The organism is Henriciella pelagia (genome assembly GCF_002088945.1).
In the GTDB taxonomy this organism is placed as follows: domain Bacteria; phylum Pseudomonadota; class Alphaproteobacteria; order Caulobacterales; family Hyphomonadaceae; genus Henriciella; species Henriciella pelagia.
On sequence record NZ_NCSU01000007.1, the window covers coordinates 666,267 to 692,501 of the forward strand.

Below are 26,235 nucleotides of genomic sequence, written 5' to 3' on the forward strand. Positions count from 1 at the left end.
TGTAGCCCCGGTGCCGCAAGGTGCCGGGGCTTTTTTATCCTAGGCCTTTTCGCCCTTTTCGAAGAAGGCCTTTGCGCCGGTCTTGTCGAGGAATGCGGTCAGTGCGTGATTATCGCTGAGACGGCGAACCGCTTTCTGGACCGATTTGAACGAGGTCGCGGCATAGCGCTGGGTGACCTGCTCGAACGACTTTTTCTCAATCTTCGCGCTCATCCGCTCTGTCTTTGACAGGTTGGCTTCGAGATTGGCTTCCGCCCAAGGCAGGTAAGTTGCAGCAACTTCATCAGCAAAGAGCGGCAGCAGGGTCGGCTCCAGTTCCTCCAGAGACTTGAATGGTGCGCCCGCCTTTGGCGCATCCATGAATTCGCACCAGGCGGTCACGAAAGGGGCGTTCTTGCGCAGGAAGTCGCCCGGGGTCGGGTCGAGCAGCATCTGTGAGAGCTGGCCGGCAAGCGCGAAGTCAGCCACGGAGGGCCGGCCGCCGAAAATAAAGAGATTGTTCTCAAGATGCGTGTTGAGCAGTGTGATAAAACGCTCTGCGGACACTTTCAGCGTCTTTTCGTTCTTCTTCTCGATGCCGACAAGCGGGAGACGCTCGCGCATGCGCTTGACGATCTGGTCGCGCGTCCTCTTCTTGGCGCGGGGCAGCTTGCCGGAGAAGAGCTGCTCCATGGTGCGGTCAGCAGCCTCTTCGCGGTCAGGCTTAGCACCCCAGCGGTAGAGGAACATCGCCTTGTTGAGCCACTCATCAGCGTAGTCTTCGAGGATGAGAGCGAGCACCGCGCAGGCTGGATCATCGGGAACGCAGGATGGGTCGGCGACATCATTCTCGATGAGCGACAGGATGTCAGTCGAATCCTGGTTCGGCGCACGATTGGGCGACACGAGCAGGGGTACGGTCGGGACCTTGGCGAAGGACTGGAACTCTTCTTCAGTCGCAGAAGAGCGTCCGATCCATTCGAACTCTACGCCCTTGTATTTCAGGAAGGAGCGCACTTTCACAGAATAGGGAGACGTCTCGGCGCCGAACAAGCGGTAAGCAGTCATGTCGGTGTCCTTGGCAATAGCTGAAGCGCGGTCTTAGGCGATGCAGCTTTTGCTGCCAAGACGTGTTTGACGGTTGCCAGAGGCTGCAATACTCAGAGCGCTGCTGCGAAATCGAAACACGACATGTGTGAGCAAGGTGCGCCCTGTCTCAGGAGCGGCCTTGTCTGTCCGGAAGGTGGTGCATGACGGGGTTCAACCAGAAAAGGTCTGGCTGCAAATGAGCACACCGCGATATTTTCTCGCCTATTGCGACAAGCTTTTTACGCCGTCGGAGAGCTTCATTCCGCGCGGTTATTCGGCGTTTGGCAAACTGAAGCCGCTCTATATCGGCCACGAGATCAAGGGACCGTTGCCGCAGGGCGCTGAGGTGGTGCAGCTTGGCCCGCTGCACGGGCCGGGCGGCGAGGCCGCTTTCAAGCAGCTCGGCAGCATTTCCTCGAAACTGGAAGAGGCATTGAGGGCCTATGAGCCGGTCGCAGTCCATGCGAGCTTTGGCAAATCGGGCGCCTATGCGTTGCCGATCGCCAAGAAGCTCGGCCTGCCGCTGGCGGTCACGTATTATGGCGGCGACGCCACCAAGACGACCAATACCAAGGACAGTTTCATCCGCGTCTACAATCGCAGGCGCGCCAGGCTCTGGAAGGAAGCCGACCTGATCCTGCCCTGCTCGAACTTCATTCGCGACGAACTCGCTGCCAAGGGCGCGCCCGTCGACAAGATGGTTGTGCATCACAATACGGCAGACCCGGCGCGCTTTGAGCCCGGTGAGAAGAAGGACCTCATTGTCTTCGCCGGACGCTGGACCGAGAAGAAGGGCATCGACACGCTTATCGCGGCGCTCGCCCGACTCGGAGAGGAGCTGGAAGGCTGGACGGTTCGCCTGATCGGCGATGGTGACCTCAAGGAGGGCCTTGTCGCCGACCTTGAGGCGGCAGGCGTGACGGCCGAACTGCCGGGCTGGGTGCCGGCGGATGAGATGCCAAGGCAATGGGCCGAAGCCCGTATTGCGGTTGTGCCGTCGAAGCGCGCAAGGTCTGGTGATGCCGAAGGCCTGCCGCTGGTATGTATCGAGGCGATGCTGTCAGGTTGCGCACTGGCCGCGACGCGGCATGCCGGCATTACTGAATGCGTCAGGGATGGTGAGACGGGCTATCTGGTTGATGAAGGCGATGAGGCTGGCCTCGCAGACCGCCTGGCGCGCATGCTGACGGACAAGGCACGAACCGCGGCGATGGGGGAGGCAGGGCGAGAATTTGCCCTGTCAGACTTCAACCTGCAGAAGCAGAGCCGCAAGCTCGAAGGCTATTTGCTCGATCTCGCCGAAAAGGCCGGCACCGTTTAGTTGGTGTCGTCCTTCTTGCGCGGGTCGGACTGATCGGCCCAGGTTTCGGGGTCGCGGACGATTACGTAGCCGCCCTCGAAATGGACCTCCGGCACTTCCTTCAGGGTGAAGGGGACGAACCAGGCAGCGCCGGTGTCGGGCGCGACTTCAATCAGGTCGCCAGCCCCGAAATTCTGCACGGATTTCACGGTGCCGACGGTCTTTCCATGACTGTCCATGACGTTCAGGGCGACAAGGTCCTCAACATAGAACTCGTCATCATCGGGCGGGGGCAGTCTGTGGCGAGGGACGCAGAGCTTGGTCCCCTTGAGCGCGTCCCATTCCTCTTTCTGGCGGGCGCGTTTTGCCGTCACGATAAAATGGCCTGATCCTGATTTTACCCCGGCCGCCTCGAGGAGCGGGTCGCCCTTTTCTGACAGGAGTGGCCCGAGACTGAACAGATCCTCGGGATTGTCGGTGAAGCTTTTCACACGCACGTCACCACGAACGCCATGAGCGCCCGCCAGAACGCCCACAATTATCAGCCTGTCTTGTTTCAATCGGTCTGGCATTGCGGGCTTCCTACTCTGCTATGCAGCAGACGGGAAGCCCGAACAGCGCCTACCAGCGGCGACGGCGATCGCGGTCATATCCATAGCCGCGCCCGGCCGGACGGATAGACGTTATGTTGTCGTTCAGCCGGTAATAGCCGAGTTCAGCGGTCGATCCGGTAATGATCTCGCAGCGGCCCCTGAAATTCGGATCCGTACAGACTTCCCACGCCCCGCTCTGGATAGCGATGGAGGACGTCTTGTCGTTGAAGCGGAGCGGGTTGAGGTGCGGGATAGCGCCCGTGACAGGCAGCGCATCGCCGCGGAAGTTCGAATTGCCGTACAGCACGACCGGCGCATTGTAGCGCCCGCCATAGCCATAATCATTCCCGCGACCATACCGGTCGTTGCGGTCATATCGGTCATGACGGCCGCCATATCCATAGCTCACCGGGCGGATCGACGTGATCTTGTTGTTGAGCCTCATCTGGTTGAGGTAGCCCTCGCGATATTCGATGATTTCGCAGCGTCCGCGATAATTGGCATCGACGCAAACTTCCCATGCGCCGCCCATGACGCGGATCGAGGATGCCCGGTCATTGAAGCGATAGTCGGCGAGCCGTGGAATGGCACCCGTCACGCGCAAGGAGCGGCCGGTGAAATTGGCATTGGAATAGATGATCGCTTCGCCGCCCCCGCCGCGATGGTACGGTCGGTCAGCCATGGCGGGCAGGGCAAGAGAGGTGGTGAGAGCTAGACCAAGTCCCAGCGTCTTCAACGGATTCATGAGAGAACCTCCAATTCATTGACCCCTCTTTGTTACCAGAAGGTCGCTGAACACTCGGCAACCTTGCCTTCATGAAAGGCGGGGGTGTGCCGGGAGGTTCCGGAAACTTACATAAATATTAGATGGATAGCGTCGCCCGGCCGGCAGGGCTCAGGCTGCTGCGGTCAGGGCACCTGGCGTGACTTCACGGCAATAGGCGCCGCGCAGGTCACGCGATGGCTCAAGCCCGGTGACAAGACCCGTCGCCGTCTCGTCCTTTCCGATGACGAGCACACCGCTATCGGAAAGCTGGCGAGCGAGGTTGACCAGCGCCCTGGCGCGCATCTGGCTACCCATGCCGCCAATAACATTGCAGCAGGTGATGACGTCGAACACGCCGAGGCCGCTGCAATCCTGCAGGATATTGTGGGTCCGCACGCCAACGCGGTTGGCAAGGTCTTGTGAAACCTGCCATTCGCCTGTGTCGAGACGAGAAAAGTTGCTGAGCAGGCGGTGGATGGACAGGCCCTTCTGCACATCGAAGTGTCCGAACTTCCCTGAGCGGGCGCGTGCCGACATTTTTTCACTGATGTCGGAGGTCAGGATTTCAACCTGGATGTCCTTCAGCGCTTCGTTCTCGCTCTCACCGATCAGCATGGCAAGCGAATAGGCTTCCTGCCCGCTTGAGCCGCCAGCACACCAGATGCGTAGCTTCCCGCCCGGCGCAGACGGCGCCATCATCGGCAGGACATGATTGACGATACGCTCAAAGGCGGCGCGCTCGCGGAAGAAATGCGTGGTCTTGCTGGTCAGGGCGGCGACGATTTCACCGCCGAGCGGGCTGCTCGGCCGGGCCCGGATGCAGGCGAGAAGTTCGGCGACGCCAGCAAACTGCTCACGGCGGAGGATCGGGCCGAGCCGGGATTCGATGAGATAGGATTTTGTCGGCGGAATATGCTGTCCGGAACCGTTCAGCGCCAGCTCAGCAATTTCGCGATAGGTCGAATCGTCCATAGTCTTTCACCAGCCCGATAAATTTCTTCCCGGTTCGTTAACAAGAACCCGACCGGGGTTAACAAATCGCTTTAAACGAGGCCGACCTCTGCAAATTTGCTGTGAATGATGTCTGCATCAAACGGCTTCATTATAAATTCATTTGCACCCGAGCGCATCGCTTCGCCAATGTGCTCGGCGTCATTTTCGGTCGAGCAGAACACAACGATCGGTTTCGACCCGCCCTGTTCGCGGCGAAGGGCGCGCAGGAAATCCAGGCCGTTCATCACCGGCATGTTCCAGTCGAGCAGGATGGCATCCGGCATGTTCTCGCGGCATGATTTCAGCGCGTCGGCGCCGTCTCCTGCTTCCGTCACTTCGAACTGGAGATCCTGTACAATGCGTCCGGCAACTTTGCGGACCACCCGGGAGTCATCAACAATCAAACAAGACTTCATGGCATTACCCCAAGAGGAATCTAGGCCTGTTCCGGTGGCAACCCCTCCGGAAGGTAAGCAAATTAACTCGACATTGACCGCGCATCTGGTCGCTGCAGCAATTTGGCCAGAAATTGATTTACCGAAGTTTAAGACTCGGTGCGTCCTGCGGCCACGGCCCGATCAGCCCTCGGCGCTCAGGCCGGTTGCGACCAGGGATATCTCTTCAGGCTTCGGGTCGGCGCGCAGCGAACCGCCCAGACCTTCTGCAATAATCCGCGTGAACAGCGGCTGGACGGTGCGTGCGGACCAGCCGTCCTGCGGCTCGTTTCCGGCGATCGCTTCGGCGGTATCGTCGCGAAGCTTGCAACGCTCGCCGGACGCAGCGACGCTGATGCCAAGTCCATCAGTCTGATTGCGAACCTTGACGGCGATCGTCCCGCCGCGCGGCAGGCAGTCCACCGCCAGCATGACGAGGTTCATGATCAGGCGGGCATGCGAGAAGCTGAGATGCTGGGTTTCGATGTCCCATGTCAGCGTTGGCTTGTAATTGTGGCTGGCTACGAACCGCTCGGTGATCTGCTTGGCTTCGTGGATGTCAGCAGCGCCTTTGGACAGACCGGCCGAGCCGAAAGCGTAGCGCAGGAATTTCAGTTTTGAGGCGGCGCTGTCTGCCCCATCATGCAGAAGCTTCTCTGCCTGCACGCGCATCTCGGAATCCTGCGGCTCGTTCATGAAGTCGAGCGCATTGGTGATGGAGGATACCGATGATACCAGGTCGTGGCAGATGCGAGATGCAATATATGCGGAGAGATGCGCCGGATCGATATTGGCTTGCATGGTCTGGCCCCTTTGGTCGGTGTTCTACGCTACCCGAATCGCCAGACCATTGACTGCCTGATTGCGGCTGATTTGTCACCCATCCAAGTCGTCGTGGCCCACAAGATCATCATGACCGCCGCGTGCGCTGTGAAAAAGCAGCCAGAAAAGCCCGATGGACAGGCCAAGACAGCCCACAGCGCCAAGGCCGTAGGCGATCCAGCCATGCATTGTCATCGTGACGCCGAGGCTCGACCAGAGCACCGCCACGCCCCATCCAGCCAGGATAAGCGCGGCGAGGCCTGCGATGATGGCAATGATGGAGGTCAGGGACATAAGCGGGCGGGTTAGTTCTTCTTCCACTTCCCGCTATCGTCCATGACGAACTGGCCGCGCTCTGCGCCGGAGACCAGCTTTTCGCCGGTCACGCGGGCAACCTGTTCTGGCGTTGTGCCGGTCTGTCTGGCGAGGTCATCATAAGCGGCGCGGCGCTTGTTGTTGATGTCCTGAACGCGCCGGATGAGCGCCGGATCTGCGCCGCCATCAACGATGCCGAGATAGCCGTCAATGCGTTCGCCGACGACGCCCTGCTCCTTGGCAGTGTCGATCTGTGGATCGCCCGCACTTGCAGGCGCGGCAACGGCCAGAGCGGTCGCGGCAAGGAAGACGAGCGCGTAAATGGCTTTAATGAATCGGGTCATGTGAGACACCTTTTGTGGACCTAGAAAATGTCAGGATTGCTGGCGATCAGGTCTTCGACTTCCTTGTCGAGCTTGATGCGCACTTCCTGATCGATCTTGACGTTGAGATTAATCGTGATCGGCTCTGTCGGAGCCTGCAGCTTCACCGTCGGTGAGCACGCAGCCAGCGAGGCAGCGACAGCTGCAGACAGGAGGAGGGGTCGGGTCACATGTCTTTCCTTCATAACACGAGCCATTGTGCAGTATGTGGCCTGAACGGTGGTTGAATACAAGTTTGACTATTGTTCAGGCGGTGTGCTGCCTGTGCCGCCGGATTGGCGGTTCCGAACCGACTCTGCGGCCACGTCGGCGAGCCAGTCGCTGGACGATATCGAGCGGCCCGTCCGGATGAGCTGCATCAGCTTGGAATCGATGCCGATATTGAAGGCGAATGGCGCGCCGTCGAGCACTTCCGGAGAGGTGCCGACCAGCCGCATCGTGATCAGGATATCGCCGCTCAGATTACCGTCAGCGCCAATTTCGAGAACCGAAAAGCGGAAATCCTTGAGTGCGTCGAATGCCATGCTGACCCGGTCATCTGCGGCAGCGGCTGCATCGGCGACATCTCCGGTATAGGCAATCGTGCCCCCGCTGCTGTCGGCGGTCAGTGTCGCATTGCGGATGAATGTGTTGGGGCCGATGATTTCCACGGGGAATGTGCCGGTGACTGTGCCTTGCGCCTTGACGTCCGGCAGGTCGAAGACGCGAACGATTTCGGCGAGTTCGAGCGACTTGGCGGTGATCTCAATGACATCGCGCGTCCCTGCAATCGTCCAGCTGGAGCCGCCAGTATAGATTTCGCCGCCGGCAAAGGGCCAGCGCGCATCTTCAATGGTCGCTTCCAGTCCTTCATTCAGCTGAAAGCGAATGCGGCCATTGCTGAGCGGGATGCCCGGGCTGATCTGGCCGAGACGGATTTCCTGTCCGGGCGGCGTTGTGAGTTTCATGATGTCGTTGAATTCGATGCGCCCGCTCACATCATTGACCGCGCCGAGGCGCAGCGTGTCGAACCCGAAACCGTCCGCAGACACCCACCCCGTGCCGCTTGTCTTGCCAGACTCGATCACGAAATCTGCGCGACCTTTCAGCGTGCCGCGCGCATTCGAGAGAAAGCCGCGCACCCGGTCGCTGAGCGCAGTCGGCTGAAAACCGCGTGGCCGGAAGGTGAGCTCCGGCGTCAGGACCGAGGCGGTGCCGTCCAGCGCAAGGATGTCGAGCTCCAGGTCAACATCGGCGACCTTCTGGCCTGCAGGCCGCGTCGTCACTGGACCGGTCAGCTGCATGATACCCTTCTGGAAAGTTGCCGCTAGGTCGCCGCGCAAGGGAACATAGAGCGGATCAGCGCCCCTGTCGCGCACTTCCACGCCCTTTGCTGACGCCGTACCCTCAATGCCGGTCGATGGCAGCCGTGCGTCGAGGTCGAGTGCATCCAGGCTGATGTCGGCGGGCACCAGCGAGCCGCTGAACTGTGAGGCGCCGGTCGACGCAGTCAGCGATACAGGGTTCGTCGTTGCGAGCGCCAGGTCCGGCTCTGCCGAGGCGACGATCAGGGTCTTCTCGCCAATGGTGAGCGGCAGCGACATTTCACTGCCTTTCAGGTCCAGCCGCGCTGTCCTGGTGGCCGACCAGTCAAGGACAGCATTCTGCAGCGACAGCGTGCCAGAGGTGTTTTCGCCCCTGAAGGGCAATTCCAGCTTGCCGAGGTCGATCGTTCCGGCAGAGCCTCCTGGAATGGGCCGAACGACCCGCCCATCGCGCGGGCAAAGCTCCAGATTGACGGGCTCAAGCGCGTAGCCGGCTCCGGTGCGGATGCCAGCTGTGTTGAAGCCGAGGCAGCGGGTTCGGAAGGTCTGGACGCGCAGGCTCGACCCGCCAGCAGCCTCGATGCCGCCAAACAACCGGGTGTCGCCGAACGTCTGGCCATAGAGCTTGCCGCGTATGCGAAGCTCTCCAATCGTCTGCAGACGGGGTACCCCTTCGGCGCGTTCGAAGTGAAGTTCGCTGACCTCGCTCGCGATGGTCAGGCCGTCAGCGGTCCACGGCGAAAGCGTCAGGCCACCGGTATCGATGATCAGGTCGGGAGCGAGGCTTGCTCGCGTGAGGTCCATTGCGATTTTCGGTACGCGTGGTCCGTCCAGGGTCACAAGTCCGGCCAGTTCCACGCCTTCGTCGGCAATGTTGAGCGCAGGCTTGGCCGGTTTCGGCGTGAGGGCGACACTGGTGCCGTCGGCGCTTTTAGCGGAGATGACGCGGGTCGACACGAGCGACCAGTAGCCGCTCTCATCGATCGTCAATTCGAATCCTGTGCCGCCGCTAAATTCTTCCAGCGCTGCCGAAAGCGCCGCCCGCAACGCATCCGAGTGGGCCTGGAAGGGGCCACCCAGGCTGAGTCGCGACAGCAGGCTTGATCGATACTCGCCGGGCACGCGCGCGCCGGAGACACTGAGATCGCCATGCGCATTTATCACCGAGAGCGCATCATCGACCTTAAAATCGCCGCTGAGCGTCAGCTCTTCTGCTGCGATGTCCGGCCGCTCCAGCCCCGACACGATAAGGCCGTAACCTGCCCCAAGCTCGCCTGACCGGTCCCGCGCTGTGTCCAGGGTGAAGCTCACCGCTTCTGCAAAGGTCTCTCGCCAGCTGAGCGCCGCCACTGTGCCCTCGACTGTGCCGGACTTGATCCGGCTTAGCCATGGTGAGATTTCTTCGTCATTTTGCGGTGATTTCAGGGCGAGTGTTCCTTCGAATTCGGCGTCGGAAAGCGAGAGGCCCGGCCGCTGGAATGTCCCTGCCGAGAACGCCCAGTCGAGTGCCGGCAGGAGGCCATCCTGCATATTTGCGCTCAGTTTGATGTCGGACGCAGCGAGATTGGCGAAGGCCGCCTCGGCGAGTTCGAATTCTGCATGTCCGCTCAGCTTGATGCCGATCAGGGAGAGATCGACATTGCCTTCCCGGATATCCAGGCGGTTGCCGCCGGTTTCGAGGCGGACCGGCTCAACATCGGCCTGCAGGTCAACCCGCATGGGCATCTGACCCGAAGCCTGACCTGTCAGGACGAGTGGGCCTGCCGGGGTCGTCAACTCGATGCGGATATTCGTCATCTCGAAGGCAGGCGATGTGTCTGAAGAGCTATCGCCGGAGGCGAGTTTCTCAAGGCCGCCAAAGGTGATTTCATTGTCTTCAGTAAAGGTGCCGCGCAGCACAGGCGAGCGGAGCAAAATGTCTGTGACGACCGGCCTGAACAGGCCTGGCCAGTCGAGCCCGATGCGCGCTTCGCCTGCCTCGAAAGGGACATCTCCCGTCTGAGTGGCCACTTCCACGCCGGTTACGCGGAGACTGGAGAGGCCGAGATCGTTAATTTTGGCGGTACAAGTCAGTGCCTGTGACTGGCACCATCGTTGCACGGCATATTGCGCGATCTGGATACGAAATAGCCAGGCAAGCACGAGCGATAATACGACCAGAAGGGCTACGAGGCCCAGCCAGAACGGCCATTTTCGCCAATTGAGGAGACCGCTTTTCATGCCGATCCTGCCTGAAATTTAACACTTTCCGCTGCATAATCATGCAAGCGGTGACTTGCACACCCGGTTGTGTAGAAATTAAGACGCTTCAGGGCCGGATTGATTAAACCACTGGCCATATATGGGGCCAGGTCGATCAACCGACAGGGGCATTAGCTTGAAGTTTCCCAACGTGTTTGACACGCTGGAAGGCATGGAGGCCCAGTTTGAATATTGAGCTATCACGCGGCATGGCCAGTTTCGCCCTCTTGGGGGTAGCGTCTGCTGCCGTCAGCCTGTCGACATTCTACTTTATAGGACAGGCGCGGAAGGCCGAAGCGCAGCCGGTTGTTCAGGTCAGCCTGGCGGTTCCGCTTGCGACCACGCTGCTCTCTGCCGATGACATGGACACTGGTCCGGCCATTGTTGCGCGCGATGGAAAACTGAAATCGCGCGAAACGCTGACGGAGCTCGTCCAGCAGCTGGGCGCTTCGCCGGCCGATGCCAGCCGCGCCTTGCGCGCCGTCTATGACGCCGAGCTGATCGATCCGCGACGGGTGCGTCCCGGGCTCGAGATCAAGGCCAATTTTTCAGGGCCGGACGAAGCGCAGCTCACCTCGCTTTCCATTTCGAATGAGGCCGGCAGGCAGATCCTTTCCAAGCGTGTGACGGGCGGCGACTTCATCCCTGTCGTCCTCAGCGCGCAGACCCGGCCGGTTGCCCGTCGCATCTCGGCGACGATTGACACCAGCATCTATGAGGCCGCCCTTGCGCAGGGTGCCCGCGACCAGCAAGTCGTCGATTTTGCCAGGATTTTCGGCTACGACCTCGACTTCCAGCGCGATATCCATCCGGGCGACAGTTTCGAGATGGTGTATGAGGAAATGGTGGACGAGCGCGGAAATCGCGTTCGCACGGGCGAAGTCCTCTACGCTGCCATCAATGGCAAGTCGCTGAAAAAGGGCTACTACCAGTTCACACCGTCCGATGATGGCGTGATGGATTACTTCGACAAGAATGGCGAAGCGGCCACAAAATTCCTCATGAAGACGCCGATCAACGGGGCGCGCCTGTCATCAAGCTTTGGATATCGCCGCCATCCGATCTCCGGATACAACAAGCTGCACAAGGGCACCGACTTTGCGGCCCCGACCGGGACGCCTGTCTATGCGGCCGGACATGGCACGATTGAGCGCGCAAACCGCTATGGTGGCTATGGCAATTATGTTCGCATCAGGCACGCGAATGGGTATTCGACGGCGTATGCCCACCTGTCACGCTTCGGCAAGTACAAGACGGGCCAGCGTGTTCGCCAGGGCGACATTATCGGTTATGTCGGATCCACGGGGGCGTCGACCGGTCCGCACCTGCATTATGAGGTCCTCGTCCGCGGCAAGCCGGTTAATGCGATGACGCTCGACTTGCCGACGGGGCGAAAGCTCGCCGATACGCCGGAGATCATGGAAGACTTCCTTCAGCGCCGTGGCGAAATCGATGCGCTGGGCATGCCTCAGGCCGAGGTGGAACTGGTCTCTGATCAGGGCTCTTATCCGGTCGACACCGTCGCGGTACCGCCTGCACCCTGAATCTGACGCTCGTGCTTCTAAAGCAAATGCAAAAAAGCCCCGGCCGTCTTTTCTGGCCAGGGCTTTTTCATTTGAGCCTTTTGAGGTCGCGAGGGACCTTAAAGTCCGGCGAGCTGGATACGGTCAGAGACCGTTTCAACAAAAAGCTCGGAATTGGAATATGCCGCGGTCAGTTCCGGATCGGCGATCTGGTTGACGGCCTGGAACAGAATGTCCTGTGCGCAGACTTCGTCGACCACGAGACCGATAGAAACGCCGGAAACCTTGCGGCAATTGGCGGCCGCCTGCTTTTCAAGGCTGGCGAGGACTTCGGTCGCACCTTCCTGCGAGTCGAGCAAGGTGGTGTCGAAGGTGAGCGTGGCGTTCACTTCGGTAAATTCTTCAGCGTGTGCAACACCGCCAAAGATGGAGAGAGCGAACAGGATGGAGGAAACGCGCTTTTTCATTGGAAAAGCCTTTCAATATTTGGTTGTGCGGGTCGTTGCCCGTCCCCAATGCCCCGCGCTCTTCGCGGGTGCAGCATAGATATCTCGCGACTGCGGCATGCTAGCAAGCATGATATGGGATAATTGATATGCAAAAACGCATAAATTTGGCGCAGCCAACGCTCAGAAAATGCGCGTTTATGAGCGCATCATGGGTTCCGTTCCAGCACAATTTGCGACGCGTCGAACAGTACGTTTATCCATACAATTCAGAGCTCTAGTGGTGGGCGTAAGCGCGTCAAGCAGCTGTCGGTGATACGTTGAACACCCCACGGCGCGTGACGCCCGCAACCGGCTCAGTCTTTCGCCGTCTGGCGATCATCATCGTTGCATTGGATATTCCACCCGATGTCCGCGACCGGGGGTCTGCGGAGACGCTATCGGTCCTTGGAAAAAATCACCCGGCGCGGTGAGGCGCCGGGTGAGCCTGGGAAAGAGTGTCTAGTTCAGCGCTGCAGCGCCTTTGGCAAAATTATTGGGCACGCCATTGATCGACAGGATATTGCCTTCGACGTCGATCTCGACCGTGCTGTTGTCGGCGACCTTGCCCTCAAGGACCAGCCGGGCCAGCGGATCCTGCAGCTCCTTCTGGATGACGCGTTTCAGGGGGCGCGCGCCATAGACCGGGTCGTAACCCCGCTCGGCAAGCCAGGTCCGGGCCGCCTCCGACAGCTCGACCTTGATCTTGCGTTCGGCAAGCAACTTCGACAGGCGATCCATCTGGATATCGACGATATAGTCGATCTCACCGCGGCCGAGCCGCTTGAAGAAGACGATCTCGTCGATCCGGTTGATGAATTCCGGACGGAAATGACCCCGCACCGCCATCATCACCGCTTCGCGCTGGGCTTCGCTGATCTCGCCGGCGTCTCCACTGGCAAGGGCCTCGGCGCCAAGGTTTGACGTCATGATGATGATCGTGTTGCGGAAGTCGACCGTCCGCCCATGGCCGTCGGTGAGCCGTCCGTCATCCAGTACCTGAAGCAGGGTATTGAAAAGGTCCGGATGGGCCTTCTCCACTTCGTCAAAGAGGACAACCTGATAAGGCCGCCGGCGGACCGCTTCCGTGAGCACGCCGCCTTCCTCATAGCCGACATAGCCGGGAGGTGCGCCAATGAGGCGGGCGACCGAGTGCTTCTCCTGAAATTCCGACATGTCGAGGCGTAGCACGGCCGAGTCGTCGTCGAACATGAATTCGGCGAGCGCCTTGGTCAGCTCCGTCTTGCCGACACCGGTCGGGCCGATGAACAGGAAAGAGCCGATCGGGCGATGCGGATCCTGCAGGCCGGCCCGGGCGCGGCGGACCGCGTTCGAAACGGCTGACAGGGCTTCGTCCTGGCCCACGACACGCTCCATGAGTTTGTTTTCCATACTCAGAAGCTTCTCGCGTTCGCCTTCCATCATCTTGTCGACAGGAATTCCCGTCCATTTGGAAACGACGGCGGCAATATGCTCAGGTCGCACCACTTCGGAAACGAGGCCGGGGGTAGCATCGCCCTCGTCACTTTCTGAGGCTTCGACAGCGGCAATCTGCGCTTCGAGCTTCGGAATGACCGCATATTTCAGCTCGGAAGCGCGCGAGAGGTCACCTCGGCGCTGGGCTTCGGCCATTTCGGCATGTGCCCGGTCGAGCTCTTCCTTGGCGGAGGCCGCGCCCTTCAACTTCTCTTTCTCGGCCGCCCAGGCTGTCGTCAGCTCGTCCGACTGCGCCTGGAGCGCGTCAATCTCGCTTTCGATATTCTCAAGACGGTCTCTGGACGCCTGGTCCTTTTCCTTTTTCAGGGCCTCGGCTTCGATGCGAAGCTGCAGCAGCCGCCGGTCGATCTCGTCCAGCTCCTCGGGCTTGGAGTCAACCTGCATCCGCAAACGGGAGGCTGCTTCATCCATCAGGTCGATGGCCTTGTCCGGCAGGAAACGGTCCGTGATGTAGCGATTGGACAGGCTGGCGGCCGAGACGATAGCTGCGTCTGAAACTCGAACGCCGTGATGGGCTTCATAACGGCCTTTCAGGCCGCGCAGGATGGACACTGTATCCTCCACGGTCGGTTCGTCGATATAGACGGCCATGAAACGACGTGCGAGCGCCGGGTCGCCCTCAACATATTTGCGGTACTCATCCAGGGTCGTTGCGCCAACACAGTGCAGTTCGCCGCGTGCCAGGGCCGGCTTCAGCAGGTTCGACGCATCCATCGCGCCATCGGTCTTGCCGGCACCGACCAGGGTGTGCATCTCGTCAATGAAGAGCACCACGCCGCCTTCGGCCTGTTCAATCTCCTTGATCACCGCTTTCAGCCGTTCTTCGAACTCACCGCGGAACTTCGCGCCTGCGATCAATGCACCCATATCAAGGGCAAGCAGGCGCTTGTCCTTCAGGCTCTCGGGTACATCGCCATTGATGATGCGCAAGGCGAGCCCTTCGGCGATGGCCGTCTTGCCGACGCCGGGTTCACCGATAAGGACAGGATTGTTCTTCGACCGGCGGGACAGGACCTGGATGGTGCGACGGATTTCCTCGTCGCGTCCAATAACTGGATCGAGCTTGCCTGAGCGCGCATCAGCGGTCAGGTCGCGCGTGTATTTCTTCAGCGCTTCATAGCCTTCTTCGGCGTTCTCAGTGTCGGCTGTGCGGCCCTGGCGTAGTTGTGTGACAGCCGCTTCGAGGCCGGACTGGTCGACGCCGCCGGCTTTGAGTGCTTCCTGGACCTTCGAGCCGGAGAGTCCGGCCATCGCAGCCAGCAAGCGCTCGACAGTAATATAGCTGTCGCCAGCTTTCCGGGAGGCCGCTTCGGCGTCTGCAAACAGTTTTGCTGTCTTCTGATCAAGGCGCAGGCCCGCATCGCCTCCGGAGACAGAAGGCTGGCCGCGCAGGGCTTCATCGGTTTTCTGCTGCACAATTTCCGGATTACCACCAGCAGCGCGGATGAGATTCGCGGCCATGCGGTCACGATCTTCCAGCAGGGCTTTCAGGATATGTTCAGGCAGGAAAATCTGGTGGCCCGCAGCGAGTGCGCCAGTCTGGGCCGTCTGAATTACGCTTCGCGCACGTTCGGTATAAGTGTCAAAATTCATGTCTATCCCCTTTCAAAGGCAGATTTCATATCGAAAGGCCGGGCCAGTATGGCTGCGCCCAACCGGGTATTGTCATTGAAGGCCCCGCTCAGCGGCGGCCTGTCTCAGACGGATATGGGTATCGTTAAAAGGGGCTGCAAGATGACTTGCAGCCCCTTCTGTCGGCCGGAGAGGGAGGGGCTAGCCGACAGGTATCAGACCGGTCTCTTCGGGGTCGCCCACCATGGAAACCAGTGCATTGCGAAGCTTGCCGAGCGCCTGATGTTCAATCTGGCGGACCCGCTCCTTGGAGATGCCAAGACGTTTGCCGAGTACTTCCAGCGTGACGGTGTCATCGGTCAGGCGGCGTTCGCGGATGATGAGATTCTCCCGCTCGGTCAGCGTTCGCAGGGCTTCAGCGATCCATTGCTTGCGGCGTTCGCCGTCCCGGCTTGCCATGACGCGGTCCTCGGTGACGGAATTTTCGTCTTCCAGCAGGTCCTGCCACTGGGCTTCGCTATCGGTGCTGAGCGGCGCATTGAGCGAACGGTCGGATGCTGACAGGCGCGAAGCCATCGTCTCGACCTCGCGCTCCTTGACGCCGAGATGTGTTGCGATCCAGGTCTTGTTCTCCGGCGTCAATGTGCCATCGCCAGTATCATCAATCTTCGCGCGCAAACGCTTGAGGTTAAAGAAGAGGGATTTTTGCGCAGCGGTGGTGCCAGTGCGGACGATCGACCAGTTGCGAAGGACAAAGTCCTGGATGGATGAGCGTATCCACCAGGAAGCATAGGTCGAGAAACGAACTTCGCGGTCTGGATCAAATCGGGCAGCGGCCTGCATCAGGCCGACATTGCCTTCCTGCACCAGGTCCGGAAGGGCAAGGCCATAATGACGGAACTTTGACGCCATGGAGATGACAAGGCGCATATAGGCGCTGGTCAGCTCGTGCAGCGCCTCTTCATCGCGGTCATCACGCCACCGGAGGGCAAGGTCGTGCTCATGCTCGGCGCTGAGCATTGGTTTGTTCATGGCCTTTCGGACGAAACGACGGTCTGCGTTTTCCGAGGTTCGGGATGTGGCCATGTTTTTGCTCCCAACTTGCGCACTTGCTTTACCGCTTTTACGCGAGAGCCCGCCTGGTGGATCACTGGCCTCAACAATTTTTCAGAAACTACAAAGAAAAAGCCCCGCCGGTGAGGCAGGGCTTTCCTTCAGTCTGTTGTCTCTAGTCTTCGACTAGGCCGCTTTTTTTTTGGCCAGCGACTTGGCAAGACGTTCCATTGCAGTGTCGTGATCGGTGTTCTCGACAGCAGCCAGTTCGCGGGCCATCCGGTCGAGCGCACTCTCGTAAAGCTGGCGCTCGGAATAGGACTGCTCAGGCTGGTCGTCGCCGCGGTGAAGGTCGCGGACGACTTCGGCGATGGAGATCAGGTTGCCGGAATTGATCTTGGCTTCGTATTCCTGTGCGCGGCGCGACCACATGGTGCGCTTGATGCGGGCCTTGCCGCCAAGCGTCTTCAGCGCATCGTCGACGAGTTTCGAGCCGGCCAGAGAACGCATGCCGGAGGCTTCGGCGCGGTTGGTCGGAACGCGAAGGATCATCTTGTCCTGATCGAATGAGACGACATAGACTTCAAGTGACATTCCAGCGACGGTCTGCTTCTCAATCGCCGTGATCTTGCCAACACCATGTGCCGGATAGACGACGGACTGACCGACCTCAAACGTGAGTTCCTGAGTATCACCCTGTGCCTTGGTTGCCATGTTCCTGATTGCCTTTCTACGCAACAAGAGCCCGCTTCCCCCGGTGACAGATAAAGTCGGTCCGGAGATGTAAGCAGGCTCCCTATAAGTTTGACTGTAAATATATATCAGAAAAACGACTATTTAACAACTGTGCCGTGACACGGGTCGATTGTCAGTCGCCTTCGCCTGGCTTTTCGCTGAAATACTTTTCAAGCTTTCCGGTCTCTTGCGCGAACGCTTCGCGGTCGGCCGGAGGCTCCTTCATGCGGGTAATATTTGGCCATATCTTGGCGTACTCAGTATTGAGTTTCAGCCATTTGGAGTCCGGGTCGTCTTCGGTGTCGGGCTTGATCGCCTCGACAGGGCATTCCGGCTCGCACACGCCGCAATCGATGCACTCATCCGGGTGGATGACGAGCATGTTCTCGCCCTCATAGAAGCAGTCGACCGGACAAACCTCGACACAATCCATGTATTTGCAGCGGATGCAGGCGTCGACAACGATATAGGTCATTCAGAATTCCGGGAGGCTGTTGATTTGACAGGCTGCATTTGGAGGGGATCGACGTTCAAGTCAATCACCGCGGCTGGCGCGATTCAGCGCGGCGGCGCGCCTGGGCCCGCCTGATGTCGTCCACATGCAGGAGGCTGGCAACGTGCCGGATGAAGGCTTCCTCGAACTTGCAGGCGGCGCCATCCGCCATGGAAACGAGGTACAGCCCTTCGATGACGCGCACGCGTTCAAGCAGGGGGAGCTTCTTGACCTGATGGGTGAATTCGTGGGCGCCTGTCGCTTCTTCCGCCAGCTCCTCGCCCTGTTCCAGCACCTCATCCACACGGTCGGCATCCAGGCCAAGGCTGTCGAGCAGGATTTCGGCGATCTGGTCGCTTTCGAGATTGGCATAGACCCCGTCAACCAGGGCGGCCTGTACCAGCAGGGCGGCCGCCGCGACTTGCGGGTCTATATCGCGATTGACCGGACCCGGTCGCCGCGAAAACAGTCGTCTCAAGGCATCAAGCATCTTGGTTTCCCCCAGATTCCTGGACCAGCGTTTCATATAGGGTTTGCGCTTCTGCGGCCGGGCCACGACGTGTGCCAGCCTGCAGGACCCTGACGGTCACAATGTTGGTCCGCAAGGCAAAACTTACAACATCTCCCGCCACGACCCGCATGCCCGGCTTGTTCACCTTGCGGGTTTCGAGCCCGCGCGAGATGCGCACGCCTCGCTTTGAGACAAAATCTGCAGAGATGGCGCGCGTCTTGAAGAAGCGCGCGCGCCAGAGCCAGACATCGAGCCGGATGTCCTCGCTTATGACGATTGCTCCGGTGGGCGGTCCGGTTTTGCGGGATCTGCAGGTGGTTCTGTCGGCTTTGCAACACCCTCCGGCTTCTGGGCGGCAGGCCTGCTTTTTTTCTTTTTCTTCTTCGGTTTCGGCGGGGGTGGGGGCGGCGGCAGCAAGGCTGCGAGCGCCGCGAATGGACTGTTCGGGTCTGGCTGCTTTTCGGGCCGCCGAGGGCCTTGCCCGCCGCTGCGGGTCTCGTGACGAGGCTTGCCGCCCTTGCCCTTGGGGGGGCGATTTGCAGGCTTTCCGCCGGTCTTGCGATTGCGGGACGGCGCCTCCTGACGATGCCGCGACAGAAACCGCCACTTGGTGATCGCGCCTGTTTCGGCATCCTTTTCGGCAGGCGCCAGGCCGAAGCCTTTCAATATGGCCGGGAACTCCTCTCCCGGGCAGGACACGATGGAGGCGAGTTCTGCGGGAAGTTCGAAAGTCGGGGTGCCAGCTTCACGGCGGCGTTTGGAGACTTCCCAGCCGAGGCGTTCGGCAAGGTCAGCCCGCACCGCGCGGGGCCCGAAACGGATATAGCCCTGAGAATTGAGCTCGCTTTCGGCCCACTCGCCGTCCAGCGGAAAGGAGCCGGCCCCCTCAGGAGCGACGCGGCGGGTCTCGCCGGTCTGGCTCGCCTGCAGAATGGCGATCATGCGCTGCGCCGCAGGCTTCTGGGCGTCCGGAATGTGCGCGGCAACGCGGCCGGTGCGGAGTCCAGCCGCTTTCATCGCTTCGCGCTGCTCTGGCGTGATCTGCCCGGAAGTCTTGTCCTGACGAAGGTCCACTGCGGCGCCACTCTCGAGCAACTGGAAAGCAAGGCCTCGCGCCATGCCCTCAAGTTCCTTGCCGGTTTCCCCGGTTTTCAGTTTCGCGTGCGTAGGAAGCACTCGAAGCATCTCAGCGCCGAGCCATTCTTCAACTCGTTTCAGCGCAGCATCCTTGCGGTGATTTTCGGCGTCTTCAGCGCCGATCAGTTCAAGGCGTGGGGCGAGCCAGTCGGGACCTGGCTTGAGGCGCGCAATCTCGGCCTCTTTCCAGGTGATGGTGCCTGCGTCCGACAGGGCGAAAGCTTCGGCCGGGGCACCGGCAATCTCTCCGAGGCGTTCGGCCAGGATTGGCCCAAGCGCTGTTACTGCGGCAGTCCGTACAGCCTTGCCTTCCAGCGTCTGCGCTGTCGATGCAGGCTCGAACTGCAGGCCTACAAGTTTGCCGACGACATGGCCCTCGACGGTTACTTCTCCAGTGTCGGACAATTCGGTCACAAGAAGGTCTTCCCTTTTCAGCCCAGCCAGCAGGGCCGTCGTTCGGCGGTCAACAAAGCGCAATGTGAGGGCGGCGTGAAGGGCATCTGACAACCTGTCTTCAATTTCCCTTGTCCGTTCGCGCCAATAGGCCGGGTTTTCCAGCCAGTCTTCACGATGGGCGGCATAGGTCCAAGTGCGGATCATGGCAAGCCGCTGTTGGAGGCTGGCAATGTCCGGCACATTGGCCTCAAGGTTCTCCATCCGAATCGACATGGCCGTATCGCCAAGGCGTGCGTCGGGATCGGCGAGTGTTTCGGCGAGGCCGAGGACAAGCCTGCCATGGCCTTCATGGCCGGCCTTGCGAAAGTCCGGCAGGCGAGCAAGATCCCACAGACGGCGGACTTTCCGTTCGCCGCGTATCTCCGGCCCGATATCGGCATCCTCCGCCATCCTTCGCAGGACCCATTCATCAAGTGCATGCGGGTTCTGCCTTAGCGTCGGGCGTCCGGACGGACGGGCCAGGCTGGCGATCAGTGTCCTGATCGAGCGGTAGTCGAGATCGGAATTGCGCCATTGCAGCTCGTCGACCGGATCGAAGCGATTTTCCTCGATGGCGCGCCAGGTCTCGTCCTCGAAAGGCGGGCAGTCGCCCGTCTCGCCAAATTCCCCATCGGTCCTGAAACGTCCGGCGCGCCCTGCAATCTGTCCGCACTCGGCATCGGTCAGCCAGCGATGCTGGCGCCCGTCAAATTTGGAGCGGGCTGCAAAGGCGATACGCTCGACATCGAGATTAAGCCCCATGCCGATGGCATCCGTGGCGACCAGATAGTCGACCTCTCCCGACTGGTAGAGCGCGACCTGCGCGTTTCGGGTGCGCGGGCTAAGCGCGCCCATGACAATCGCCGCGCCGCCTTTCTGGCGCTTCAGCAGCTCGCCAATGGCGTAGACCTGCTCGGTCGAGAAGGCGACGATAGCCGTGCGCTTGGGCAGTTTGGTGACCTTGGCCGGGCCGGCATAGTGCAGCTGCGAGAAGCGCTCTCGCGTATCGGTGGAGACGTCGAGATCGAGCTCACGAAGGACGCCCCGCATCGTCTCGGCACCGAGCAGCATGGTTTCGGAAGTGCCCCGTGCGTGCAGGATGCGGTCGGTGAAGACGTGGCCGCGATCATCATCCTCGGCAAGCTGGATCTCATCAATGGCGAGGAAGTCCACGCGCTTGTGGACCGGCATGGATTCGACGGTGCAGATCCAGTAGCGCGCCTGTGGCGGCTCGATCCGTTCCTCGCCTGTGATCAGCGCGACGGCTTTTTCGCCCTTTGCCTTGACGACCCGGTCATAGACCTCGCGCGCAAGCAGGCGAAGCGGCAGGCCGATCATGCCCGTGCCGTGTCCCATCATGCGTTCGATGGCGTAGTGAGTCTTGCCGGTATTGGTCGGCCCGAGAACGGCCTTCAGGGTGCCCATATGACTGCACCTGCCAGAAATTGAGGAGAAGCTTCAAGCGATGTGGCGTCTATTCGTTCGTCGGGCAAGGCTCTGGCGCATCAAGCGTCTCGCCGTCGAACCGGTCGACCCAGTCCTGTGACCGTGGCAGCGGGTCGAAGCCGGACGCCCGGTAGAGTACCAGCTGCCGCGTCAATGGGCATCCATTCGAACGCTCACCCAGGTCGACGCTGACGTCTCCGACCTTTTCGAACCTCTCGAAATCGGCGGCAATGGCCGGGCGGCGATTGGGGCGATAGCTGGCAATGAGGACATCACCGTCCAGTGCATCCGTCATCGGCTGCTGCTCGGCAAAGCTGTGCGCCCCTTCATTGTAGCGCCACAGGATGAGCGGCGCGTCGATACGGTCCTTGAGATAGAAATCGAGGCCATGCCAGATTTCCCGTTCATCGACCATGACAGCGCTCGGCGTGCCGGACTGTTCGACGAAAGCTGCCAGTTTGTCTGAGAGCTCGTCCCAGCCCCGCGTGCGCTTGAACGCATTGTCGAGGCCGAGCGGGCCGGAAAGCGCATTGGCAAATGTCATGGCGACCACCATGCCTAGGCCCAGTGCAGCGTGCAGGCCAAGTCCCGTCCAGAAGAGGCCTTCCGGCTTGAACCTCGACACATAGGCCGCACCCATGATCGCGCCCGCCCAGACAAGACCTGCGACAAGTCTTGTTACGACCGTAAAATCGGGAATGAGAAGGAAACAGAGCCCTGTGACGCCGGCGATCCAGTACCAGAGCTGCCGGTTGGGCTGCGCCCTCACCAGCAGGAGGGCGACGAGCACCGAGGCGGCCGGATAGGCCGTCGCTGCCCAGTTGGCGTGGGCGCGCGACAGGATCGACTGACCGAAAATAATGATCAGGACAGGCAGGGTGAAGCAGGCGAGCCAGAGCTCCAGCCTGGCCTGCTCGCCTTTCGCGGTCCGGCGCATGAAGATGAGGCCGCCAATCAGGGCCAGGAAGCTGATCGGTCCGAAGACGCCCATCTGGTCGGCCAGGAATTTGAGGGCATTTTCAGGGTTGAACAGCTCCCCGCCGAGATTGGCATTGTCCACCGTGTGCCCGACAGTCGCAAAATCATTCTGCGCGTTCCAGGCAAGGTGCGGCGCGATGATGATGAGCGCCGTCAGCAGTGCCGCGACGCCTTTGAGGTTGAGCAGCGACCGTCGCGTCGGCCTGTCGATGAGTGCCGCCAACGCGGCACCGATCGCAAAGTAGAGCATCGCATACTTGGCGAGGAAGCCGAGGCCGACTGCGCCGCCGAGCGCAATGTACACGCCCCATCCGGTGCCACCTTCGCGAACGCGCCACAACAGGTAGAGGGCGCTCGCCCAGACCGGCATCAGGACGCCATCGGTCGACAGGACTGTCGAGGACAGCCATACAGCCGGCATCAGCGCATAGCCGACGGCTGCCATCAGTCCGATCCTGGCACTCGCCATTCTTCGCCCGAGGAGGAAGAGGACATAAGCGGCAATGGTGTGCAGGAAGGGCGCGGGCACCCGCACTGCCCAGGCGGAATCGCCGAAGGTTGCCGTGCTCGCATGGATGACCCAGGCGATCAGGGGCGGTTTGGAGTAATAACCCCAGTCCAGAGACTGCCCCCATCGCCAGTACTGGGCTTCGTCCGCATACAGTTCGAGTGGGGAGAGCAGGACACAGACTAACCTTAACGCCAAAAGGCCAATAAGAATCAGAGCCGTAAGGCGCGCATATTTTGGACTGTCAGCATCGGCATAAAACATCTCACCTGCCTGCTAGCGCGCGGCGTGCGAGTTGACCAGCGGCGCCATCCAACTGTTGCCTTTTTGCAAGCATTTTCGGTGCAATGTTGCAGTGCACAGAAGAGTAACAGGAGTGTCACAAAACTGTTGCGAACGGACAATAGAGGCGCGGTTAATTGGCTTCGGCATTGTAAGTGATGGCCGCTGAAGCTGTGCAACCGAAGAGGGGTTCTTCATGTCCAACTGGAAACTATTGTCCGGTGTAGCAGCAGCATCGCTGTTCACCGCCGCGATCATCGCACCTGCAGAAGCACAGGTCACGACCTCCAGCGTCCGCGGTAATGTCACCGACGCAGCCGGCGCACCTGTCGCGAATGCGGACGTTTATGTCCGCGACGCATCAACTGGCCTTGTCCGTACAACGACGACCACCACCAGCGGACAATTTGTCGTCCGTAACCTGCCAGCTGGCGGGGTCTACTCGGTGTCCGTCATGGCCGACGAGTTCCAGAGCCAGGAAGTCAACGACGTGGCGCTGAGCCTCGGCGACGCGTCGGAAGTCAACTTTGTCCTGTCCGATGGCAACCGCACCATGGAAACCGTTGTTGTGACGGGCTCTACCGCGGGTCTCGCTCAGGTCGCAGTCGGCCCATCGGCAACTTTCTCCCGCGAAACGCTCGAGAAAGCGCCAGCCATCAACCGCAACATCACCGACGTTCTGCGGATCGACCCGCGCGTTTTTGTTGACGAGTCCCGCGGCGACATCAACGCTGTGCAGTGTGCCGGCAAGAACTCGCGCTTCAACTCGTTGACCGTCGACGGCGTGAAGCTGAACGACAATTTCGGCCTCAACTCCAACGGTTATCCGACAGAGCGCATCCCCTTCTCTTACGACGCGATTGACCAGGTCTCCGTAGAGCTGGCACCGTTCGACGTCCAGTATGGCGGATTCTCGGCCTGTAACATCAACGCTGTGACCAAGTCCGGTACGAATGAATTCCACGGATATGTCTTCGGGGATTACACCAGCAACGACCTGCGCGGTGACAGCCTGGAAGGTGACGAAATCGTCGGCGGTGACTATGACGAGTATCGCTACGGCTTCGGTATCGGCGGCCCGATCGTCAAGGACAAGCTGTTCTTCTTCGCTGCCTATGAAAAACTGGAAGGGGCCAATCTGTTTGACCGTGGCCCGATCGGCTCAGGTGCGGTCAACGAGGTGGACATCACCCAGGCCGAAGTCGATGAGATTGCCCGCATCGCGCGCGAGATCTATGGCTATGAGCCAGGCACGATCCCATCAAGCTTCAGCAACGAAGACGAAAAAATCCTCGTCAAGCTCGACTGGAACATCAACGAGAACCATCGTGCAGCCTTCACCTATAACTGGAATGACGGTTTCAACATCGTTCCGTCCGATGGTGACCTGTCCGAGCTGGAATTCTCCAACCACCTTTATGAGCGCGGTGCAGAGCTGACGGCTTATGTCGGGTCGCTCTACTCTGACTGGACCGATAACTTCTCGACTGAAGTCCGCATTGGCTATTCCGAACTTGACAACCGTCAGCAGTCACTGGGCGGCACCGATTTTGGTGAAATCACGATCGAGACTGACGATGTCGACGTCTATCTTGGTGGCGACGATTCCCGTCAGGCCAACAAGCTGTACTATGAGACGTTCAACCTCGCCCTGAAAGGTTTCTACACCGCAGGCAGCCACAACATCTCGTTCGGTTATGAGCGCGAAGACCTCGATGTCTTCAACCTCTTCGTCCAGCATGTTGAAACCGAGATCGACTTCGACGCGTCAAGCGGTTACCCGCTTCCAGGCGTGTTCGACCCGGCAATCGAGAACTTTGCACTCGGTTATGCTGACAACATCAACTACAACAACGCGCCTTCAGGCGACCCGAATGACGCGGCTGCGGACTGGGGTTACTCGATCAACACGCTCTATGCGCAAGACGAGTATGACTTCGGCACCGGTTTCGTCCTGACTGCCGGGCTGCGTTATGACTGGTACACAACTGACGACAAGCCAGCCGAAAATGCTGATTTCCTCGCTGACTATGGTTTCTCCAACTCGCAAAACCTGGATGGCGAAGGCCTGCTTCAGCCGCGCGTTGGCTTTACCTGGGACGTGAACGACGATCTCGATCTTCGCGGCGGTATCGGTGTCTACTCTGGCGGTAACCCGAATGTCTGGCTGTCGAACACCTTCTCTGCGAACAACGTTCTGCAGTTTGGTGCAGACGGCGGTGCATTCGGCCTCGAGCAGAATAGCGGTCCATCGATCTTCACCATTCCTTACGGCATGTGTGAGGATGGTGTCCCAACCGGCCCGGGCTATTGTGTGCCGCAAGCCATGATTGACGCTGTCGCCGCTGGGCAAGGCTCGAACTTCGAGATCAACTACCTCGATCCGGACTTCAAGCTTCCATACGAAGTGAAGATGGCTCTTGGCGCGACGAAATTTGTCGACCTGCCAGCACTTGGCGGCGAGTATGTCGTGTCTGCAGATGCCCTCTACACGATCACCGAGAACAGCGCTGTCTGGATCCGCGGTGACCTGGAAGCTTCGGGCACGACGACTGGCCCAGACGGCCGCGTCTACACGACCTATTCCAGCGTTCGTGAACCGGCCTTCGTCCTGACCAACTCAAACGACGATGCGCATTCACTGCTTCTGTCCGCTGCGGTGTCGAAGGATTACGATTTCGGTCTCGACTGGTCGTTTGGCTATGCCTACTCGGATGCAGAAGATGTTCACCCGATGACGTCGTCGGTGGCCTTCTCCAACTATGTGAACCGCGCCTTCGCGGAACCACAGGATGTGAGCTCGGCCGTTTCCGACTACAACATCAAGCACCGCTTCACCGCGCTCGTGAACTATGAGAAAGCGTTCTTCGGTGACAATGCGACGCGCTTCTCCCTGTTTGCGCAGGCCAATTCTGGCCTTCCATACAGCCTTGTCATTGACGAGGGTGCCAACAACATTTCGGGCTTCACCCCGTTCCTCGAAGGTAATCCGTATCTGGCTGCCGGACAGGTCCGGAACGGCGAGGAAGGCTCCTGGTGGGCGAAAGCTGACATCAAGATCGAGCAGGAATTCCTGCTGCCGAACGACCATGTTGCGTCTGGCTTCGTTGTCATCGACAACTTTACCAACCTGCTCAACGACGAATGGGGCATCCTGCGTCAACCAGGCTTCCCGCGTCAGTGTACCGTCGATGCGACCGGTACCCCAACCGAGCGTTGCGAAGGTCGTGTGGGCGATGCATCACGCTACGAAATCCGCTTCGGACTTCGCTACGAGTTCTAGGAACTCCAGCGATACAAACTCCGGAAGGGCGGCTCCATGTGGGCCGCCCTTTCTCTTTGGGCTGCTCTATGGCACATC

At 60.0% G+C, this 26,235-nt stretch carries 22 protein-coding genes; 3 read left to right on the forward strand and 19 right to left on the reverse strand.

The window, feature by feature from the left end:
- Window positions 1–39: 39 nt before the first annotated feature.
- Entirely contained in the window at window positions 40–1,047 is a 1,008-nt protein-coding gene (locus tag B8746_RS06040; protein WP_084392493.1) for a glutathione S-transferase family protein, read from the reverse strand.
- A 217-nt stretch (window positions 1,048–1,264) separates the two neighbouring features.
- On the opposite strand from B8746_RS06040, the gene B8746_RS06045 reads away from it, so the two are divergent.
- Window positions 1,265–2,389: a glycosyltransferase gene (locus B8746_RS06045; protein WP_084393147.1), complete on the forward strand. Its 1,125-nt coding sequence runs from the start codon at window positions 1,265–1,267 to the stop codon at window positions 2,387–2,389.
- Here B8746_RS06045 and rimM read toward each other — a convergent pair.
- From rimM to B8746_RS06090, 9 genes are all read right to left on the reverse strand, one after another.
- Window positions 2,386–2,940: a ribosome maturation factor RimM gene (gene rimM, locus B8746_RS06050; protein WP_084392495.1), complete on the reverse strand. Its 555-nt coding sequence runs from the start codon at window positions 2,938–2,940 to the stop codon at window positions 2,386–2,388. The two genes, B8746_RS06045 and rimM, sit on opposite strands and share 4 nt — an antisense overlap.
- Before the next feature lie 49 nt (window positions 2,941–2,989).
- A complete protein-coding gene (locus B8746_RS06055; RefSeq protein WP_084392498.1) occupies window positions 2,990–3,706 on the reverse strand; it encodes a beta/gamma crystallin-related protein in 717 nt (238 codons plus the stop codon).
- 150 nt (window positions 3,707–3,856) lie between these two features.
- Window positions 3,857–4,699 (reverse strand): CheR family methyltransferase, encoded by an 843-nt coding sequence (locus tag B8746_RS06060; protein WP_084392500.1) that lies wholly within the window; start codon window positions 4,697–4,699, stop codon window positions 3,857–3,859.
- Between the two features lie 71 nt (window positions 4,700–4,770).
- Complete coding sequence (locus B8746_RS06065; protein ID WP_084392503.1) at window positions 4,771–5,136, reverse strand: response regulator; 366 nt, start codon at window positions 5,134–5,136, stop codon at window positions 4,771–4,773.
- A 162-nt stretch (window positions 5,137–5,298) separates the two neighbouring features.
- Window positions 5,299–5,955, reverse strand: coding sequence for a histidine phosphotransferase family protein (locus B8746_RS06070; protein ID WP_084392505.1), 657 nt, complete (start codon window positions 5,953–5,955; stop codon window positions 5,299–5,301).
- Between the two features lie 75 nt (window positions 5,956–6,030).
- Complete coding sequence (locus B8746_RS06075) at window positions 6,031–6,297, reverse strand: hypothetical protein (protein ID WP_143434533.1); 267 nt, start codon at window positions 6,295–6,297, stop codon at window positions 6,031–6,033.
- On the reverse strand, window positions 6,282–6,635 hold the full coding sequence (locus B8746_RS06080) for a YdbL family probable chaperone protein (RefSeq protein WP_084392509.1): 354 nt from the start codon (window positions 6,633–6,635) through the stop codon (window positions 6,282–6,284). The genes B8746_RS06075 and B8746_RS06080 overlap by 16 nt, the downstream gene beginning before the upstream one ends.
- Before the next feature lie 20 nt (window positions 6,636–6,655).
- On the reverse strand, window positions 6,656–6,844 hold the full coding sequence (locus B8746_RS06085) for a YnbE family lipoprotein (protein WP_233123974.1): 189 nt from the start codon (window positions 6,842–6,844) through the stop codon (window positions 6,656–6,658).
- A 69-nt stretch (window positions 6,845–6,913) separates the two neighbouring features.
- Entirely contained in the window at window positions 6,914–10,198 is a 3,285-nt protein-coding gene (locus B8746_RS06090; RefSeq protein WP_084392513.1) for an intermembrane phospholipid transport protein YdbH family protein, read from the reverse strand.
- Between the two features lie 206 nt (window positions 10,199–10,404).
- Between B8746_RS06090 and B8746_RS06095 the strand changes: the two genes are divergently transcribed.
- Complete coding sequence (locus tag B8746_RS06095; protein ID WP_233123976.1) at window positions 10,405–11,763, forward strand: M23 family metallopeptidase; 1,359 nt, start codon at window positions 10,405–10,407, stop codon at window positions 11,761–11,763.
- 98 nt (window positions 11,764–11,861) lie between these two features.
- Here B8746_RS06095 and B8746_RS06100 read toward each other — a convergent pair whose 3' ends face one another.
- The 9 genes from B8746_RS06100 to B8746_RS06140 all read right to left on the reverse strand — a co-directional run bounded on the left by B8746_RS06100 (window position 11,862) and on the right by B8746_RS06140 (window position 22,856).
- Complete coding sequence (locus B8746_RS06100; RefSeq protein ID WP_084392517.1) at window positions 11,862–12,209, reverse strand: UrcA family protein; 348 nt, start codon at window positions 12,207–12,209, stop codon at window positions 11,862–11,864.
- A 480-nt stretch (window positions 12,210–12,689) separates the two neighbouring features.
- Window positions 12,690–15,317, reverse strand: a complete 2,628-nt coding sequence (gene clpB, locus B8746_RS06105; protein ID WP_084392519.1) for an ATP-dependent chaperone ClpB — start codon at window positions 15,315–15,317, stop codon at window positions 12,690–12,692.
- A 180-nt stretch (window positions 15,318–15,497) separates the two neighbouring features.
- Entirely contained in the window at window positions 15,498–16,382 is an 885-nt protein-coding gene (locus B8746_RS06110) for an RNA polymerase factor sigma-32 (protein WP_084392522.1), read from the reverse strand.
- A 153-nt stretch (window positions 16,383–16,535) separates the two neighbouring features.
- Window positions 16,536–17,063, reverse strand: a complete 528-nt coding sequence (locus B8746_RS06115; protein ID WP_084392525.1) for a CarD family transcriptional regulator — start codon at window positions 17,061–17,063, stop codon at window positions 16,536–16,538.
- A gap of 154 nt (window positions 17,064–17,217) precedes the next feature.
- The gene (gene fdxA / locus B8746_RS06120) at window positions 17,218–17,559 is read right to left on the reverse strand and encodes a ferredoxin FdxA (protein WP_084392527.1); all 342 of its coding nucleotides are present in this window, start codon (window positions 17,557–17,559) and stop codon (window positions 17,218–17,220) included.
- Window positions 17,560–17,623: 64 nt separating this feature from the next.
- Window positions 17,624–18,103, reverse strand: a complete 480-nt coding sequence (locus tag B8746_RS06125; protein WP_233123979.1) for a tellurite resistance TerB family protein — start codon at window positions 18,101–18,103, stop codon at window positions 17,624–17,626.
- Entirely contained in the window at window positions 18,060–18,365 is a 306-nt protein-coding gene (locus B8746_RS06130) for a S4 domain-containing protein (RefSeq protein ID WP_233124053.1), read from the reverse strand. Before B8746_RS06130 ends, B8746_RS06125 begins: the two co-directional genes overlap by 44 nt.
- Window positions 18,356–21,085: a helicase-related protein gene (locus B8746_RS06135; RefSeq protein WP_084392529.1), complete on the reverse strand. Its 2,730-nt coding sequence runs from the start codon at window positions 21,083–21,085 to the stop codon at window positions 18,356–18,358. The genes B8746_RS06130 and B8746_RS06135 overlap by 10 nt, the downstream gene beginning before the upstream one ends.
- Window positions 21,086–21,134: 49 nt before the next feature.
- Window positions 21,135–22,856 (reverse strand): ArnT family glycosyltransferase, encoded by a 1,722-nt coding sequence (locus tag B8746_RS06140; protein ID WP_084392531.1) that lies wholly within the window; start codon window positions 22,854–22,856, stop codon window positions 21,135–21,137.
- 214 nt (window positions 22,857–23,070) lie between these two features.
- Here B8746_RS06140 and B8746_RS06145 point away from each other — a divergent pair, with 214 nt between their 5' ends.
- On the forward strand, window positions 23,071–26,157 hold the full coding sequence (locus B8746_RS06145) for a TonB-dependent receptor (RefSeq protein WP_084392533.1): 3,087 nt from the start codon (window positions 23,071–23,073) through the stop codon (window positions 26,155–26,157).
- Window positions 26,158–26,235: the final 78 nt, after the last annotated feature.

Bases quoted from the DNA above. Each gene is read 5' to 3' on its own strand.
- B8746_RS06040 (WP_084392493.1), bottom strand. From the start codon at position 1,047: ATGACTGCTTACCGCTTGTTCGGCGCCGAGACGTCTCCCTATTCTGTG.
- B8746_RS06045 (WP_084393147.1), top strand. From the start codon at position 1,265: ATGAGCACACCGCGATATTTTCTCGCCTATTGCGACAAGCTTTTTACG.
- rimM (WP_084392495.1), bottom strand. From the start codon at position 2,940: ATGCCAGACCGATTGAAACAAGACAGGCTGATAATTGTGGGCGTTCTG.
- B8746_RS06055 (WP_084392498.1), bottom strand. From the start codon at position 3,706: ATGAATCCGTTGAAGACGCTGGGACTTGGTCTAGCTCTCACCACCTCT.
- B8746_RS06060 (WP_084392500.1), bottom strand. From the start codon at position 4,699: ATGGACGATTCGACCTATCGCGAAATTGCTGAGCTGGCGCTGAACGGT.
- B8746_RS06065 (WP_084392503.1), bottom strand. From the start codon at position 5,136: ATGAAGTCTTGTTTGATTGTTGATGACTCCCGGGTGGTCCGCAAAGTT.
- B8746_RS06070 (WP_084392505.1), bottom strand. From the start codon at position 5,955: ATGCAAGCCAATATCGATCCGGCGCATCTCTCCGCATATATTGCATCT.
- B8746_RS06080 (WP_084392509.1), bottom strand. From the start codon at position 6,635: ATGACCCGATTCATTAAAGCCATTTACGCGCTCGTCTTCCTTGCCGCG.
- B8746_RS06090 (WP_084392513.1), bottom strand. From the start codon at position 10,198: ATGAAAAGCGGTCTCCTCAATTGGCGAAAATGGCCGTTCTGGCTGGGC.
- B8746_RS06100 (WP_084392517.1), bottom strand. From the start codon at position 12,209: ATGAAAAAGCGCGTTTCCTCCATCCTGTTCGCTCTCTCCATCTTTGGC.
- clpB (WP_084392519.1), bottom strand. From the start codon at position 15,317: ATGAATTTTGACACTTATACCGAACGTGCGCGAAGCGTAATTCAGACG.
- B8746_RS06110 (WP_084392522.1), bottom strand. From the start codon at position 16,382: ATGGCCACATCCCGAACCTCGGAAAACGCAGACCGTCGTTTCGTCCGA.
- B8746_RS06115 (WP_084392525.1), bottom strand. From the start codon at position 17,063: ATGGCAACCAAGGCACAGGGTGATACTCAGGAACTCACGTTTGAGGTC.
- fdxA (WP_084392527.1), bottom strand. From the start codon at position 17,559: ATGACCTATATCGTTGTCGACGCCTGCATCCGCTGCAAATACATGGAT.
- B8746_RS06125 (WP_233123979.1), bottom strand. From the start codon at position 18,103: ATGAAACGCTGGTCCAGGAATCTGGGGGAAACCAAGATGCTTGATGCC.
- B8746_RS06135 (WP_084392529.1), bottom strand. From the start codon at position 21,085: ATGGGCACCCTGAAGGCCGTTCTCGGGCCGACCAATACCGGCAAGACT.
- B8746_RS06140 (WP_084392531.1), bottom strand. From the start codon at position 22,856: ATGTTTTATGCCGATGCTGACAGTCCAAAATATGCGCGCCTTACGGCT.
- B8746_RS06145 (WP_084392533.1), top strand. From the start codon at position 23,071: ATGTCCAACTGGAAACTATTGTCCGGTGTAGCAGCAGCATCGCTGTTC.